Annotated in this window: 9 protein-coding genes and 1 tRNA gene; 5 read left to right on the forward strand and 5 right to left on the reverse strand. The window is 62.8% G+C overall.

Annotated features, from left to right (window positions below):
* From WDC82_RS13660 to WDC82_RS13670, 3 genes are all read right to left on the reverse strand, one after another.
* Positions 1–2,031, reverse strand: a complete 2,031-nt coding sequence (locus WDC82_RS13660; RefSeq protein ID WP_340117892.1) for an AAA family ATPase — start codon at positions 2,029–2,031, stop codon at positions 1–3.
* Between the two features lie 70 nt (positions 2,032–2,101).
* Positions 2,102–2,365 carry a hypothetical protein gene (locus WDC82_RS13665; RefSeq protein WP_340117893.1) on the reverse strand — a complete coding sequence of 88 codons (264 nt, stop codon included), beginning with the start codon at positions 2,363–2,365 and terminating at the stop codon, positions 2,102–2,104.
* Positions 2,366–2,419: 54 nt separating this feature from the next.
* Positions 2,420–3,826, reverse strand: a complete 1,407-nt coding sequence (locus tag WDC82_RS13670; RefSeq protein ID WP_340117894.1) for a hypothetical protein — start codon at positions 3,824–3,826, stop codon at positions 2,420–2,422.
* 185 nt (positions 3,827–4,011) lie between these two features.
* Here WDC82_RS13670 and WDC82_RS13675 point away from each other — a divergent pair, with 185 nt between their 5' ends.
* From WDC82_RS13675 to WDC82_RS13695, 5 genes are all read left to right on the forward strand, one after another.
* Positions 4,012–4,587 (forward strand): hypothetical protein, encoded by a 576-nt coding sequence (locus tag WDC82_RS13675; protein WP_340117895.1) that lies wholly within the window; start codon positions 4,012–4,014, stop codon positions 4,585–4,587.
* 542 nt (positions 4,588–5,129) lie between these two features.
* Positions 5,130–11,234, forward strand: a complete 6,105-nt coding sequence (locus tag WDC82_RS13680) for a DUF3320 domain-containing protein (protein ID WP_340117896.1) — start codon at positions 5,130–5,132, stop codon at positions 11,232–11,234.
* A 59-nt stretch (positions 11,235–11,293) separates the two neighbouring features.
* Positions 11,294–12,052, forward strand: coding sequence for a hypothetical protein (locus WDC82_RS13685; protein WP_340117897.1), 759 nt, complete (start codon positions 11,294–11,296; stop codon positions 12,050–12,052).
* Between the two features lie 35 nt (positions 12,053–12,087).
* The gene (locus WDC82_RS13690) at positions 12,088–12,933 is read left to right on the forward strand and encodes an ion transporter (protein WP_340117898.1); all 846 of its coding nucleotides are present in this window, start codon (positions 12,088–12,090) and stop codon (positions 12,931–12,933) included.
* A gap of 243 nt (positions 12,934–13,176) precedes the next feature.
* Positions 13,177–13,719, forward strand: a complete 543-nt coding sequence (locus tag WDC82_RS13695) for a hypothetical protein (protein ID WP_340117899.1) — start codon at positions 13,177–13,179, stop codon at positions 13,717–13,719.
* A gap of 114 nt (positions 13,720–13,833) precedes the next feature.
* Here the strand turns inward: WDC82_RS13695 and WDC82_RS13700 are convergent, their stop codons facing one another.
* Together WDC82_RS13700 and WDC82_RS13705 are read right to left on the reverse strand one after the other, a co-directional pair.
* Positions 13,834–15,828 carry a site-specific integrase gene (locus WDC82_RS13700; RefSeq protein WP_340117900.1) on the reverse strand — a complete coding sequence of 665 codons (1,995 nt, stop codon included), beginning with the start codon at positions 15,826–15,828 and terminating at the stop codon, positions 13,834–13,836.
* A gap of 148 nt (positions 15,829–15,976) precedes the next feature.
* Positions 15,977–16,050, reverse strand: a tRNA-Gln gene (locus WDC82_RS13705).
* Positions 16,051–16,140: the final 90 nt, after the last annotated feature.

Consider the following 16,140-nt stretch of genomic DNA (forward strand, 5'->3'; position numbering starts at 1 on the left):
TCACTGCCCCGGCGCCGGTGCCGCCGCCTCGACCGGTGGTGCGTCGGGTGCCGGCGCCGCAGCGACATATTCGATCGCCGCCTTCAGGTAGGCTGGCAGGCTTGCCTTCAGGCCCTCTGTCGTCAGTTCGCCTCGTGCCACCCGGCTTTCCAGCCGCTCGGCAAGGTACTGGGCCGTTATCGCCTTGGATGCTTCGCTCCCTGTGGTGAAGAGCGCGTAAACTCTGGAGGCCAGTTCCTCCCGTGGCAGGCCTTGTGGACCCATTGCAGCAAATACGTCCCGCGCCTCGGCTACAATCGCATCTTTGTCAGCCGTCCCGGCATTGATCCTGTCGTCTTTTCCGGCGAGTGACGCGGCTACCCAGACATCTTCCGCCAGACCGGAGTAGGCGAGGTCGTATTCAAGTGTCCACTCGTCAGCGACGAACGTCTCGACCTTCTGTCCGCTGGCTTTTCCCCGGATCGCCTCGCGATGGACGGCCAGTTCCGCTTCCCCAAAATCAGACTTTGCCCGCCACCGCCGGTTTTTCTTCTGGGGCCAATCTTCACCTTCTTTGACTCTGCCGGTGATGACCGGCGCGCAATCCGGCATAACGTCCAAATCGGCAATGCTGGCCACTGGCACATCGAGGACGCCGTCTTCGTCCGGGTTCGCGCGCTGAAATATTCGGGCAAAGCGGCGCAGACCGATATGGCCGACATTGACCACCGATACGCCATTTTCGGCAAAATCACACCCAATCAGCCGCGCCAGCGTCGGCAGCAGGATATTTTCGCCATCGCCCTCGACAATGACGACGCCGCGTGCGAAAAACAGGTTCGCCTTGGTGACGTCGAGAAACCGCTCCAGAAACCGGTAATCCGACTTTTCGAGTTTGGTCAATCCCGCTTTCAGCGGGTAAGCGCCGCCGCCCTGGATCACTACCAGATTGTCCAGCGCGATCGCCGAAGCCAGGTTCGGGCTGTGCGTCGTGACAATGATCTGGATCTTTTGTCCGTCTGCCCGCGCCACGCCGGCTTGGTTCTGCAGGAACTGCATGAGCCGGAGTTGCCGCTGCGGGTGCAGGTGCGCTTCGGGCTCCTCGATCAGCAGAAGCGGAAAATCGGCGGCCTCGGAGCCGAGCAGCAATAACTCGCAGGCCATGAACAGCAGGTTGTTCGATCCCAGTCCCCGGTTCGCCGGCCGCTGCGCATCCCCATGCTTGAGTTCCAGCTCCAGTTTTTCGAGCAGCTGACGCAGCCGGGTATCTTTGTCACCGGCCGTGCTCACGGCGATATTGCCGATGAGATCATCCCCGCTGAACGACAGCGGTTTGAGGTAGTCTTCATTCAGGCGTTTGCGCGCCGCCTTGATGCCGTCCCGGCCTTCGAGCAGCGCGCTGGCGTAGTCGCCGACGCCGAGCACGCTCAGGGTAGCCGGGTCGGGGTGGGGCGTCGCCGCACTGTCATAGTCGGCGCCGCTTTCCCTTACCTCCTTCGTGTATTGCAGAATCTGCGACAGGCGCGATCCCCTGCCGGCCGCGAGCGCGCGCTCTGCGTCACGCAGCGGCCGCAGGTAGGTGGCGCGCAACAGGTTGCGGGCTTCCGTGTCCAGCACCGGGCCGTCGCCCGTTTCCCCGGACCTTAGGTCGATTGCCACGAAGCGGCGGGTGCCGCGGGTTCCTGCCGCATCCCTGGCCGTCCAGTTGAGATAGAGCACGGCGTTGGTTCCGCCGTCCCGCTTCACGTAGGTCAGGTATTCAGCAAAGGCACCCTTGTCGTGAGCGCTCAGCCCGTCGAACCTGCAGCGGATACGGATTTCTTTCCGCCGTTCCCCGGCGCCGGAAGGCCAGTGAAAGTCACGCTCTTCGACGCGAATATACTCCTGGTCGCGCGTTCCAAGGGCAAAGCGCAGCGCATCGATGACCGCCGTCTTGCCGGTGTCGTTCTCGCCCACCAACGCGGTGAGCCCATCACCGAGCGGCAGGACGAACCTGTGCTCCCGTTCACCGAAACAACGAAAGTTCTCAATCGTCAGTTCTGCAATAAACATTTCCTGGCATGATCCTGTCGTTAGATGGGCTGCGTCGAACAGTGTGGCTCTGGTCAGAGGGATGTACGCGTCAGCAGGTCAGCAACCAGACCAGGCCGAAGAGCAGGAAGGGCGAGGCCGCGCCCAGCCAAGCCAGCCAGCGAGGGACGGAGCTTCCGCTGCCGAAGGCATTGCCGATGGTTTTCTTCTGCTTGAGATAGGGGGTGTCGCGATCGTCGTAGCGATTGCGGTCGACCTCTTCCTCGGCCTGCAGGAAACGGACGATGGCCGCGGCGATCGCGATCACGACAACTACGACAGCCGCGCGGACGATCCAGAGGAGCGCCTCGTCCATCAGCGCCCATGCCAGGCCGACAGATTGGGGGAGGCGCCTGCGGTCATGACCGGCTCACTGCGGCAGGAGAATGCGGAGGGCTTTGGTCATGGAGGCGTTGATCTCGTCGAGACCGCTAGCAGTTGTCGGGTTGCCGTTGTAGATCAGAATGACTACCGTTCCGTCGGTAACAGCAGTTCCCGCGTAGAAAAACTGGTCAACGCTGGAGACCCGGCAGGCGGCGGTGAATTGCTTCAGGCGGAAGCGGCGGATGTACTCGAGCGGAAGCGGTTTCGAGGCAAATCCGGCGGTGCATTCGGTAGCAATGCCGCCGAGTAGGGTGTTCACCACCTGATCGAGATCTGCGTTCGGTGTGTCGTAGACATAGAGGGCGCCAGCGTAGTCGTCGGCGATCCAGGTGTAGCCGGCCTCTGAGAAGCCGGTCCCGTCAGGATCGGTGAACTGGATGTCGCTGAAGCCTGAAGCCAGCAACAAGCCTTGAACCAGCTCCTGCTCGCTGCTTGCTGATGAGGTGTTGTTGTCGGCGAAGGGATTTGTCGAGGCTTCGCGCTGGCCGGGCGCGGCGAAGGGATTGCTCGGTGAGGCGAGGCTGTTGGCGCGCTCGACGCACGCGAGCACGGTGCTGAGGGCTTGTGCGGTGCCGGTCAGATCGAAGAAGAGATTCTGCCGGGCAGCGGCAACCTTCATCTCGCGCCCCTTGCGCAGGCGCTGGTAGGCATCGGCGTCGTTGCCAAGGGTGATGCTGAGGTAGCTGTTGTTGAAGGTTTCCCCGTTATAGCGGCCGAGGTTGCGGCCGTCGATGCTGAGTACGACGTCGTAACGGCTGCCGGTCGGCAGCTGCCAGGACGCATTGCCGAGAACAATGAGGAACTGATAATCGGCGTTGATGGTCAGCGCCAGCACTGTGCCGCTGCGATAGCTAGCGGAGACCGAGCAGTGGCTGAAGCGGCCACTTTCCGACTGGTAGGCGCCGCCTGTCCAGTCGCCGGCGGTAATGGTCCAGATGAGCTGGTTTTCGGCCCGTGCTGGCATCGCGAGAAAAACCGCGAAAGCCGCAGCCAGCAGCATTCGTGTGATCATGACGGCATCTCCCCTGGTAGAAGCCTGCCACAAGCCCACGCGAGAAAGCAATGTCAGACTCGCCTCATGGTTAAAAGAGGGCGGCTGACCTGGCCGGCCGGTCGCTGCCGGCAATGGCCAGAGTTCGTCGCCAGCATCGGTCCAGCATCGGTTTTGCCGCGAATTGGGATGGGATGCTGAGAGGCTCATCAAGGCGCCCCAGGCCATCGGCGCGCGCTCGCGCTCAAGCTGTCGCACGACGGCGTCATGCCAGGGGCCGCTCAGATGTTGTGGAAACACGGCGATCTGCTGCTCATCTGCGAGGGCGTGATAGAGGTAGAAGGCGCCGAGAAGATGTCCGCAGGCGCGACAGCCGTTACTGAGATAGGAGCGTTCCTCCATTTTGCTGTAGCGCGGTTTGATGACGCCGAATCCTCTTCCCTGGGATGTGAGGGAGAACCGTTTCGGCGAGCCCCCGGGTAGTCACCGACGTCGGCGAGGGAGAAGTCGCAGCTGTTCGGGCCGAATTCGGCCTTGATGCGGGTGCGTTCACGGCACTCGTTGCGCCAGCAGTTCATGCTGCCGGCGTGGATGGCGATTATCGCGCCGACATCGCGTGGAATGCCGAAGCGCAAGCGCTTCGCAAAAGCGGCGGCAAGAAATCCTTCGACGGTCAGGCGTTGGGTCGAGGTGGTGGTTGCAAGGGTGACATGAAAGCCCGCGCGCGGGCCGCCACCGAGCTGGGCTGCGGGCAGATCGCGGCTGATGGGGATCTTCTTGCGGCGCAGCAGCCAGAGGCCGCGCACATTGGATGCCGCGTAGCGCCGCTGGCGATCAAAAGTCTCCTCGTCTATCTGGTCAGCCAGCTAGATCTCGATTGCGACCGTGGCCTGGCCTTTCTCGGCCAGCACATCGGCTCGCCATTCTTCGCCCGACGGAATCATGTCGGATACCTCGGCCCGCGCAGTCCAACCGGCTGCCCGCGCCGCGTCCACGGCGATGGCTTTAAGGTAGCGATGGGCCTCGCTTTCGGGGCCGCTGGTGCACTCCCCGCCGGGCGTGTGGGCGAAATATTGAAGGCCGCGCGAGGACTTCTTCAGGATTACTGGCGTCTCGCAACAGGAAAAGCGAAGGTGCAAATGCTGGCGATTGTCGCGTCGTAAAGCCTCCCAGGCATCGCGGGACAAGTTGATCGAGAGGATGCTGCGACCCTCCGGGTTGAGGCAGGTAAGAGGCAAGGGGGCCGTGGCTCCGATCGCTAACGTCCTGGCGGCACGGTCAGCCTAGCGGCTCGGGGTTGCCGTGTCATGGCCTCCACATGGTGGCGGCGACAGCTAGCTTCGCGACCGCAGCGACTGCCGTCGTCGGTGGTGTCAACAACTTGGTCATCTGGCGGCGCCGCGCAGCCGCGTTCCCTTCGATGGTCCAGCGTTAACTTTTGAGCGAATGACATTCTAATTACTCTCGCTTAGGATGGTTCCTGGAGCGGACCAGGGGAGTTGGCCGGTCATTGCGCGGCAATGGGGAGGGTAGTTCGGGCTGCCCGTGCCGCAGGACTGCGTCTTGGACGATCGTCGACAGGCCAGCCTGTAGTCTTTGCCGCAAACCCGGCGTATCGCCGTGGCGCACGCATTACGCCATTGGGTGCAGCGGCCAGCAGATCGTGTGGCTTCCCTTGTCATAGCGCAACGAAAGGGAGGCGCCCGTGAACGAGATTAACCAAGCCGGCTGGTCAGCAGTGGCAGATCAGGACCAGGACGCGCCATTGGGCGAGCGTCAGTCCGTAGTTGATCACGTGCCAGCCGCCGCAGCGGTCGAGATCTCCGCCTCGATCGCAGCGCAGATCACCTACGCAACCCACCAGAACGACGTTCCGGTCATCGCAGATCTGAGCCTCGCCAACCGCGGCGCGGAGGATCTCGAGGGCCTGGTGCTGACCCTCGAGGTTGATCCGCCGCTCGTTACCGAGAAGCGCTGGCGCATCGACCGCCTGGCGGCCGACGGCGAGCTGCGGCTCAGAGACCGCAACGTGTCACTCGCCGGTGCCTCTCTCTCGCGACTCACCGAGCGGCGACGTGCCGATCTCTCCCTCCGCCTCACCCGGGGTGACGACCTGATTGTCGAGGAGCGGCGCGAGATCACCGGCCTTGCCCACAACGAGTGGGGCGGCGCCAGCCACATGCCAGAGCTCCTCGCCGCCTTTGTCATGCCCAATGACCCGGCCGTCTCACGCCTCCTGAAAGAGGCTTCTGAGATCCTTCGTCGCTCCGGCAAGGATCCCTCCTTGGAGGGCTACCAGCAGAAGTCGCGCAAGCGGGTCTGGGAGATCGCCGCAGCAGTCTGGTCGGCGGTGGCGCAGCGCAGGCTCACCTATTCGGAGCCGCCGGCGAGCTTTGAGCGCAATGGACAGAAGATCCGCACGCCCGGGGAGGTGCTGGACAACGGCATTGCCACCTGCCTCGATGCCGCTGTGCTCTTCGCATCGGCACTTGAGCAGATCGGTCTTCGCCCTTTGATCGCTTTTACTGAAGGTCACGCTATCTGCGGGCTGTGGCTACAGCCCCAGACGCTTCCAAGCCTAACCACGGATGACCCTTCCGAGCTACGCAAGCACATCGACTTGAAGGAACTGCTGCTCTTTGAGACCACGCTGGTAACCCATGAGCCACCGAAGAAATTCTCCAAGGCAATCGAGGTCGCCAACGGCGAGATTGCCGAGGCCGTCGAGGATAAGTTCGTTTACGCCCTCGACATAGCCCGCGCGCGCCAGCAGCAAATCTCCCCGCTCGGCATTGAGCGGGTGATTAAGGAGGGCGAGAACGCCGGCGAGGTCGTCGTTGCCGAAGGCCTTGAGGAGGCTCCCGAGCTGCCCGGCTTTGATCTTGGGGTCGAGACGAACGAGACACCCGACTCACCGGAAGGTCGGCTCGACCATTGGAAGCGCAAGCTTCTCGATCTCACCAAGCGCAACCGCCTTTTAAACCTGAAACCCTCCAAGACGGCGATCCCGCTCATCTGTCCCGATCCAGCCGCCCTGGAGGATAAGCTCGCCGACGGCAAAAAGATCTCGGTGCGGCCCCTGGTGAAGCCAACTCAGGAAGGTGACAGTGGGCGCGACCTGCAACTCTTCCAGCAGAACCGCGGCGAAGACTATGTTCGGGAGTTTGCCCAGCACGCCCTGGAGAATAACGAGCTGGTGTCCGAACGCGAGCAGAAAGAGCTCGATGCGGGGCTTGTGGAGCTCTACCGCAAAGCCAGGTCGGACCTCCAAGAGGGTGGCGCCAACACGCTCTTCCTCGCGCTCGGCATGCTTAAGTGGAAGCAGTCGGAGGACGAAACGCGCAGCTACAGGGCGCCGCTCATTCTGGTGCCGGTCAAGATCGAGCGCAAGAGCGCAGCCTCGCGCGTCAGGATCATGGCGCACGATGACGAGACGGTCTTCAACATGACCCTGCTCGAGATGCTGCGCCAGGACTTCGGTCTGCGTTTGCCTCAACTTGAGGGCAAGTTGCCGGAAGATGATTCGGGTGTCGATGTGGCTCTCATCTGGAACATCGTCCGTAAGGCGGTGATCGACATGAAGGGCTTCGAGGTGGTGGAGGAGGTGGTGCTCTCGACCTTCTCCTTTGCTAAGTATCTCATGTGGAAAGACCTCTCCGACCGCACGGCGGAGTTGAAGGGGAGCCCCTTCGTCGCTCACCTGATTGACACCCCGCGCGATCCTTACGAGGGATCGGCCGAATTCATGAAGCCCTCGGAGATCGACGAGAAGATCGATCCCTCTGAGCTTTTTATGCCGCTGCCGGCGGATTCCTCGCAGATCGTCGCGGTGCACGCCTCGGCGCAGGGCGGCGACTTCGTGCTGGAAGGCCCGCCGGGTACCGGTAAGTCGCAGACCATCGCCAACATCATCGCCCACAATCTCGGTCTCGGCCGGCGCGTGCTCTTCGTCTCGGAGAAGATGGCCGCCCTCGAGGTCGTCTACCGCCGCCTGGTCGAGAAGGGCCTCGGGCGCTTTTGTCTCGAGCTGCACTCCTCCAAGGCCAACAAGAAGGACGTGCTGGGCCAGCTGGACCGCTCCTGGAGCGAGCGGGGCGAAGAGATGGCTGAGCACTGGCAGGCCGAGGCAGCGCGCCTGAAGGAAGTGCGCGACAGCCTGAACGGCCTCGTAAGGGCGCTCCACACTCCGGGCAGGACGGGTGTCTCGCCTCGCGCCGCCATCGGCCGGTCTGCACGATTTGCCGAGCGGCATCGCTTGGAGCTCTCCTGGGAGGGCGATCTGGAGGCTGATCGCGCTCGGGACCGCGAGGGCCTCGTCCGCTTGCAGGACATCGCCCGGCGTCTGGGGCTCGAGCGCGGCCAGATCGGTCCCGATGAGCTGAAGGTATTCAAGGACCTGCGCCAGGAGGACTGGTCCCATGCCTGGCAGGCGCGTTTCGTGGAGGCTGCCCGTCGTCTCATTGGGCGGATCGACGCTGTCCTGACGGCCGCCGGCAACTTCACGGGCCCGGCCGGGTTGCCGCAGCCGGGAAGCCGTCTCGCCGGCCTCGAGGGGCTTGCCGTGATTGCGGCGCTGCTGCCGGCGGCCGCTCGGCACGATCTCGGCTTTGCGCTGACCGGCAAGGGTGGCCAGGCGCTGGACGACCTGGGGCGGGCGCTCGACAAGCTGGAGGCCTACCGGGTGGAGAAGAAAAAGCTGTCGCTTGCCTGGAGCGATGTGGCCATCGCCGCGGCCGAGGTCGAGACCTGGAAGGGGCAGTGGCGTGCTGCTGGCGACAAGATCTGGCCCTTTGGGGCCTTGGAGCGCCGTGGGGTCGCCTCTCGGATGAAGAAGGCCGCCGGCCTCAAGAGGCGCCCCATCGCGGCCAGCGATCTCGACACCCTGGAGAAGCTGCAGATCCTGAAGGGCGAGATGGAGGCGGCCGCACGGGATTTGCCGCAGGACACGCCCTGGAAAGGCCTCGAAAGCGATGTCGATCGGGCCCGGGAGGCTGCGACTGCCGGCGCCAAGCTGCGCGAGGGCGCAACGCGCCTTGCTGAGGGAGCCGATCAGCTGATCGCCGTGCGCGAGACGCTGAGAAAGCTCGTCTCAGAGGGCCAGGACCTCATCGCCGCCGGCATGCCGATCGCCGAGGCTGGCCGGCGGCTTGCCGAGGAGATGCAGGCCTTCAAGCAGGCCTTTGACGACTACGCAAGGGAAGCGGCGGCCGAAGCCCGAACCGTGGTCGATCTTGGCGCCCTCAAGGAAGAGGCCCAGGGCGTGCTCGACCTGCAGCAACGCATCAACCTGTGGTGCCGCTGGCAGGCCGTCCGGAACGAGGCGCTGGGCGCCGGCCTGGATGACTTGGTAGCGGCCCTGGAAAGCGGCCTAGTGCCGGCGGAGGAGACGGAAGAGGCCTTCAAGACCGCCTACTGCCGGTGGATCGCCGGGCGCCTAGTCGACGAGCGCGAGGAGCTGCGCACCTTCTCGGCCTTGGCGCAAGAGCAGAAGATCGAGGCGTTTCGCGAGCTCGACCAGAGGCTGGCCGACCTCTCCATTGACTACATCAAGGCGAAGCTCTCCGGCGACATCCCCGGGCGCCATGACGCCGCTCAGTCGCCCGGCTACGGCGTGCTCGCCCGCGAGATCCAGAAGAAGTCGCGCCACATGCCGGTGCGCCAGTTGTGCGGTGAGCTGGGCGACGTCCTGACCACGCTGACGCCTTGCCTCCTCATGAGCCCGCTCTCGGTGGCCCAGTTCCTCGCCGCCGGCAGCAAGCATTTCGACCTGGTGGTCTTCGACGAGGCCTCCCAGATCACCGTGTGGGATGCGATCGGCGCCATTGCCCGCGGCAACAACGTCATCGTGGTCGGCGACCCCAAGCAGATGCCGCCGACGTCCTTCTTCGAGCGGGCCGCCTCGGAGGACGCCGAGGAAGAGTCCGGGTTTGCCGACGACATGGAGAGCATCCTCGACGAGGCGCTGGCCGCCCGAATCAAGTGGCATCGCCTCACCGGCCACTACCGCAGCCGCCATGAGAGCCTCATCGCCTTCTCGAACCACCGCTACTATGGCGGCGATCTCGTGACCTATCCCTCGAACGATACCAAGCCCACCGCGGTCTCCTTCCGCAAGGTGGCGGGCGTATACCTGCGCGGGGCTGGACGCACCAACCCGGAGGAGGCGCGGGAGGTGGTGGCCGAGGTGGTGCGGCGGCTGAAGGATCCCGTCTTGAGCAAGCTCTCGGTCGGCGTGGTAACGCTCAATTCCGAGCAGCAACGTCTCGTCGAGAACCTGCTGGACGAGGAGCGCCGGGCGGATCCGGCCCTCGAGGCCTTCTTCGGCGAGGATGCCGCCGAACCGGTTTTCATCAAGAATCTGGAGACTGTGCAGGGCGACCAGCGCGACGTGATCCTGCTCTCCGTCGGCTATGGGCCCAAGGAGCCGGGCGCGCGCACCATGTCGATGAACTTCGGCCCTCTGAACCGCAAGGGCGGCGAGCGCCGCCTCAACGTGGCGATCACCCGGGCGACCACTGAGGTGGTGATCTTCGCGAGCTTCGATCCTTCGATGATCGACCTCACGCGAACGTCTGCCGAGGCGGTACATGACCTGCGTCACTATCTGGAGTTCGCCGAGCGGGGACCCACAGCGCTGGGAGAAGTCCTGAAGTCCGTCGGCGGCACGAACAGCTTCGAGTCCGACTTCGAGGAGGCGGTCGCCGAGGGACTCCGGCGCCGTGGATGGTCCCTGCATACGCAGATCGGCGTCTCCAAGTTCCGCATCGACCTGGGCGTCATCCATCCGGACTGGCCCGGGCGCTACCTAGTGGGTCTCGAGTGCGACGGCGCTACCTACCACGCCTCGCCGTCGGCACGCGATCGCGATCGGGTGCGTCAGGCGATTCTCGAGAGTCTCGGTTGGCGGCTCCTGCGCATCTGGTCGACGGACTTCTTTATCGACCCGAAGGGTACCCTGGAGCGGATCGACGAGGCGCTCTCGAAGTTGCTTGAGGAGGATCGTGCCCGGGCACAGGAACAGGCGCAGTCGAAGCCGAAGACAGAGACAACGGCGGGCGTTCCCAGAATTAACGGTGGCAGCAGTGGGAAGGCCAGGGACGAGCAACTGGGAGAGGAGGTTGGAGAGGGATCGTTCGACAGCGACCACGAGGAGGAGGTCGAGAATGCGCCTGAGGACCTCGGCAACGACAGTCAACGTGTCGGCGTCGAGCGAGGGCATCCCGTGGCACGCGTCGCCCGGCAGGGCGGGAGCAGTCCGGCTCCGGCCGGCGGGTCCGCTGCCAATCTGCACGTCGAGTTGGACCCGGAAAAGTTCAACGACATTGGCTATCGCCAGGTCATCCGGCGCCTGGGGCTTGCGATCATCGATGCGGAGGGCCCCGTGTCCTTCGACTACCTGGCGATGCGTATCGCCCGCGCGCACGGGTTCAAGCGCACCGGCGGGCAGATCCGCCGGCAGGTCCAACAGGCGGTGGCGCGGCAGCGGCCGCAGTCGCGGGGGGCTGGGGAGGAGCAAGTGCTCTGGCCAGCCGAGGTGGAGCCGCAGGCCATCATCCCTTTTCGGGGGCTGAGCGTCGCCGGTGTAGACCGTTCCTGGGCCGACGTTCCCTATCCGGAAAAGTTGGGGCTTGCGCTGCAGATCTTGGAGCAAGGACCGGACGATGATCCGCCAGCCGCCATGGCCGCGGCGCTCGGGCTCACTCGCCTGCGCCAGACAACGCGGGATGAGTTCGCCGAGTTGCTGCGCCGAGTTGGCGAAATGAGAGAGAAGGGCGGAGAAGGTAATGACGGCGCTGGCGGAGAGGGCTAGGCCGGAGGCTATCTCGTTGTGCTGAGATTGCCGGTGGCGAAACAACAGGGGCGAGGGGCATGTTTGCATTCACGAAAGGCGGCAAGTTCGGGCGGGCGGTCAAGAAGGCGCTGGCCGACAAGGTGATCACCGATGGTGAATTGGCGGAGATCGAACGCCTGCAGTCCGAGCTCGGGCTCTCTGAAGAGAAGGCAAAGGGCATCCTCCGAAAGCAGGTATTGCCACTCGCCAATAAGCTCACCGGCCGTGTGCTAGACCGGGTAAAGAAGACACGCCGCTACTCACCAGACGACGAAGAGGAAATCCGCGATATCTGCCGTCAGCTCAGGGTGACGCCCGACTTTGACCAGGTGTCGATGCAGATCTATCGCAAGCTCTGGGAGGTGGAGGCGACTGGGCGGTTGGAGCCAGAGCCCATCGAGGCCGACATCCGATTGGGGCGTAACGAGGTTTGCTTTCACTACTGCCCTTCGGTGTGGCTGCAGATGAAGACGGTGCGCGAGCACCACGGCTACGCCGGCGGCTCGATCGGCTTTCGCGTCGCCAAGGGGGTAACCCTCCGCTTCGGCCGTGCCGTGCCGATTACCTCGACGCGCGAGGAGCTGGTGGAGAAGGCCGGTGGCGATCTCTATGTCACCAACAAGAAGCTCGCATTCATCGGTCAGCCGCGTTCCACCAATGTGACCTATGGGCGCTTGGCACGCTGGGAGATCTATAGCGACGGCATTGAGGTTATCAAGAACAGCGGAAAGCCCGACGTCTTCCGTCTTTCGGAGGCGGACATAGAGTATGTCGATGCACTCTTGCAGACGGTCTGATGGCTCGAAGGTGAAATCGGATAGCGGAGCAGAGAGTGACGGCACCGGCAGAGAGAGCTGAAGGGGCGTTGTTGGCAAGCGTTCTGATCCGGATCCGGCGCTGGCTCAGGGCCGGTTTTGATGGTGGCGCTGCGGAGCAGCCGGGTAGCGCCGCTGTTGCCCGTCTCATCGTCTTTGTCATTCTCATGGGTTCGCTCATCGCCATGCTGGAAACCGAGCAGAGCCTCTGGCACGACAAGGACGTGGCGGCGGCTTTCCGCCTAATGGACAGGGCGTTGCTTGTTTTCTTTTCGCTGGAATACCTGCTGCGCTTCTGGGCGGCGGGCGAGGTCGAATCCTGGCAGGGCTGGCGCGGGCGTCTCAGGTGGGCTCTGCGGCCGTGGCATCTCTTCGACCTGGCCCTGATCATGGTGTTCCTGCTGCCGCACCTTGGCGCGGAGATCTTCATCCTGCGCTTCCTGCGCATCGGCCGGGTCTTCATGGTGCTGCGCCTGACGCGCCTCACCGCAGCCGGGCAAATGCTGGGATCTTGCGTTTACGCCCGGCGCTACGAGCTTTTGGTCAGCGTGATGATGGCATTCCTCCTCATGATAGTGGCTGCGGTCTTCCTCTATTTGGTGGAAGGCCCCCGCCAGCCGGAGGCCTTCGGATCGGTGCCGCGGGCGCTGTGGTGGGCCATGGCGACGCTGACCACCGTCGGCTACGGCGACGTCTATCCGGTCACGCCGCTCGGCAAAATGTTGGCCGGCTTGGTGGCCTTCATTGGGATTGGTGTTATCGCCATACCGACCGGCATTGTTGCCGGCGCCTTTGCCAATGCCATAGCGCGGCCCGAGGAGGGAAGAAAAGGTGACCCTGATTCAGCCCCGGAGGACGTGTAATCCCGCAATTCGGTTATCCTGGCTACCGGTCCAAATTGGCCAAGGCTCCGGATGCCCATTGACCGGCTTTATGTGGTCGAGTGGCAGGCTGGCACGGCAAGCCAAGGTGATACGGAGCTGTAGTCAGGCCAATAATAATTGAAACGCACAGAGATAATTTAACGATAAAGTGCTTGGCAGTGCAGCAGTGCACAAGGTGGCAGTGTATTTTCAGCGGAAGTCGTAGATTGAGAGAAAGTGCAAATGTCTTCACAGATACGGATGCAGGCGAATGACTTCTTTCATGCCTATCGGGTATTGAATGACAGCCACAATGCTGCGTTGGATAATCTTGAGAAGCTGGATGGGAAGCCTTTAGTAAGGAAAGCAGCCTTTGGTGGGGTCCCCGCAATGAGTCCAAGTGTTGTGTGTCTGGCGTTCTCCGTCGAGCTCTATATGAAAGATCTTCATGTCGTGCTTAGGGGTAAGGCGCCGCGTGGCCACAACATTTTGAAGCTCTATAAAAAACTGCCAAAACATATCAGGCGTGAAATTTTCTCTCACGAGTCAATTAGCCAAAATCCCTGGACTATGAGAGGGCCTGTTCTTTTGCGGAAACGCTTCAGCGGCAATCGTCGCGCCTACTATGGCTTCTTGCAGCAAGTAGAGGCGATCAGCGATGGATTCGAAAAGTGGCGCTATTCTTACGAAAAAAAATCCCTACGGTATGAGGAATGGTTTGCCTTATCCTTTGTGGAGGCTGTCAAATCAGCCGCCGATAATCGACGGCCAAGGCCGGCCGCATAGGCGAAGAATCCCGTTGGCGCGGTGCCGCCTGATGGTAGCAGGATGCCTCCGGTGCCTCTTCGTTCGTAGGGCCGTCGCTGGTCGGCATTCAGCGGTAGGACGGTGCCAGTCTGCTCAGACTCTTTGGTGGCTTTCGGGTACAAGCTTCCGCAATCGGCGCGCTTGAGGCAGCGGTGAGGCCTCGAGTTGCTTGAGATTCTGCAACATTTCCTGCATGCGGCCGTAGATCGTCGGGAGCGTTACCCCCAGTTCGAATTTCTCAACGACCACCTTCTTCTGGTCAAGCCCGAAGACAGGCGCGTAGTGTCTCAGCGTGACGTCGTTCTCCTGGTGCCCGGTGATCGGCTTGATGTGATCGAGCGGCACGCCGGCTCGACGCAGGTGCTGCGTGAAGGTGGTCCTGAAGGAATGAAAATCCGTCTCGCTGCGCGTGAGACCAATGGCCCTACGGTAGCGGTGGAACCACTTGCCCAGGCCGTCACCGAGCGCCCGGTCAATCTCTGAGGGCCGCAACTCGGGGAAGAGCCAGCCCGGATAGCGGAAGTCTACGTACTCTCTCAGCCCGATCCGGACCAACTCGTCATGAATGGGAATGTCGCGCTGTGCCGCCGGCGTCTTCAGGCGGCGACCTTCAGTTGCCTGCACCATGAGGAACCAGATACCGCCGTGCTCGTTGAAGTCGGTCGCTTTCAGCTGGCAGATTTCTTCGCGGCGCATGCCGGTGAAAACGGCGATCAATGGCGCCCAGAAGCGGGCATCCGGAATTATGAGGTCGCCGGCGACGGAGCGCCGTGAGATTGACCGGCAGCCGCCCCATACCGGTGAGGTGAAGAGCCGCTTCAGTTCGTCCTGAGTGTATTCCACCCGGCCGGCGCGAACTTTGTCGTTGCGCACTTCGCTCTTCGGGTAGAGCGCTCCAGCGAAGGGGCTCATCGGCCTGAGGGAGCGTGGCACCACGCGGGAGGTCCACATCTTGGTGAAGAAACTCAGATGCTTGTTCGCCGTCTTTCGGGTCATCGTGCGGATTTTGCGCTTCGCCTGCTCTATCGACCATTCATAGCCCTCGAATCGAACGGTATCTTGGCCGGCTTTGTCCGCCTCCGAGATGCGTCTGCGCAGCTGGTCGCATCTCTCTATTGCCTGCTTCGGCTCCAGGCCAGCGTAGACGCCCTTACCGAACTCCGAAGGCATTTTCAGGAGTTCTTCTCGAAACCGGTCCACGTCAGTCTCAGTGATGTCGCCAATGCGCTCCTTTCCACCCAGACTCACGAAATAGCGGATCGCCATTTCCCAGTCGCGCTCGGTTTTGCGGGCGCGGGTATGTTGAAGGTTTCGATCCATATATTCTTTCGCCACGTCTTCCACTGGACGTGCGAGAAAATTCACCTCCTCGGCATTGAGACGACCGCTCCAGGTCTGCAGCACGGCGGGCGCCAAGGGGTATTTGTCGTCGATCCAGTCAGGGGCGCGCTGGCCCTGGCCGCGTGTGCCATCCCAGCGGTCGACCTCCACGCGGTAGGCCTCCGCGACAACGCTGAGGGCGTCTTGGCGCAGCGGTTGCGACGACGGAGCGGCGAGATCAATCTCCAGGTCGCAGGCCTTGAGCGCGGTCTCAAGCAGGGGGTTGATGCATGCGAGTTCATTGATGGTGGCAAGGTCGGACCACTCTTGAGCGAGTTCCTCGGGCAAGCCTTCGGAAAAGATGCCGCGGGCCTGGTAGCTGCGGTATCGCTCCATCGTCTCCGGATCGGCAGTGCCGTCCAGGATCTCTTCGCGGCTGCCGTTGGGAAGGTAGTTCAGGTCACCGGCGAGCAGGTCGCGTTGGCGATCGCCTTCCCGAAGGATGCTGTCGAAGAGTTCCTTGAGGACGAGATTGAGCTGCCCGGGGGTGGGCTGGAGAGCTTTGGGCATACCTTGCAGCTGCTCAGACAGTTGATCCAGCGCGACCGAGATCCTGCGGGCGAGTTTTCGGGCCACGACAGGATCGGCGGTTGCGAGGGACCCATCAAAATAGGTCCGGTTTAAGATTTCCTTGAGCGCGGCGGGCAGGCGGCGGCGGTAGTGGTAGACGGCGCCGCGGCGGCGCAGGTGGGGGTTCTGGTTCGACAAGGTGGCGTCCCTTTTGCGTGGGCGCGCCGTAGCCACGAGAAGAGCCCCGAAACGGCCGTTTTGTGGACAGCCGTGTGGTACACCTCTGTGGTACAGAGCGTCTCCGCACCTTGTAAGTGACTGATTTTGCTGAATTGTCCTGGGGGACTGGCTGGGGGACCTGGATTCGAACCAGGGCTGCTCGGGTCAGAGCCGAGAGTTCTACCGCTAAACTATCCCCCAGCAGGCGGGCCAACGAGGGTCCGGTGCGGGCCCTTCATAGCGCGGCGGTGCTTTACATAGTCCTACCGCCCCCCCGCTGACAACCTCTTT

Origin of the sequence: Pelagibius sp. 7325, from assembly GCF_037652055.1 — a bacterium.
Taxonomy (GTDB): Bacteria; Pseudomonadota; Alphaproteobacteria; order Kiloniellales; family Kiloniellaceae; genus Pelagibius.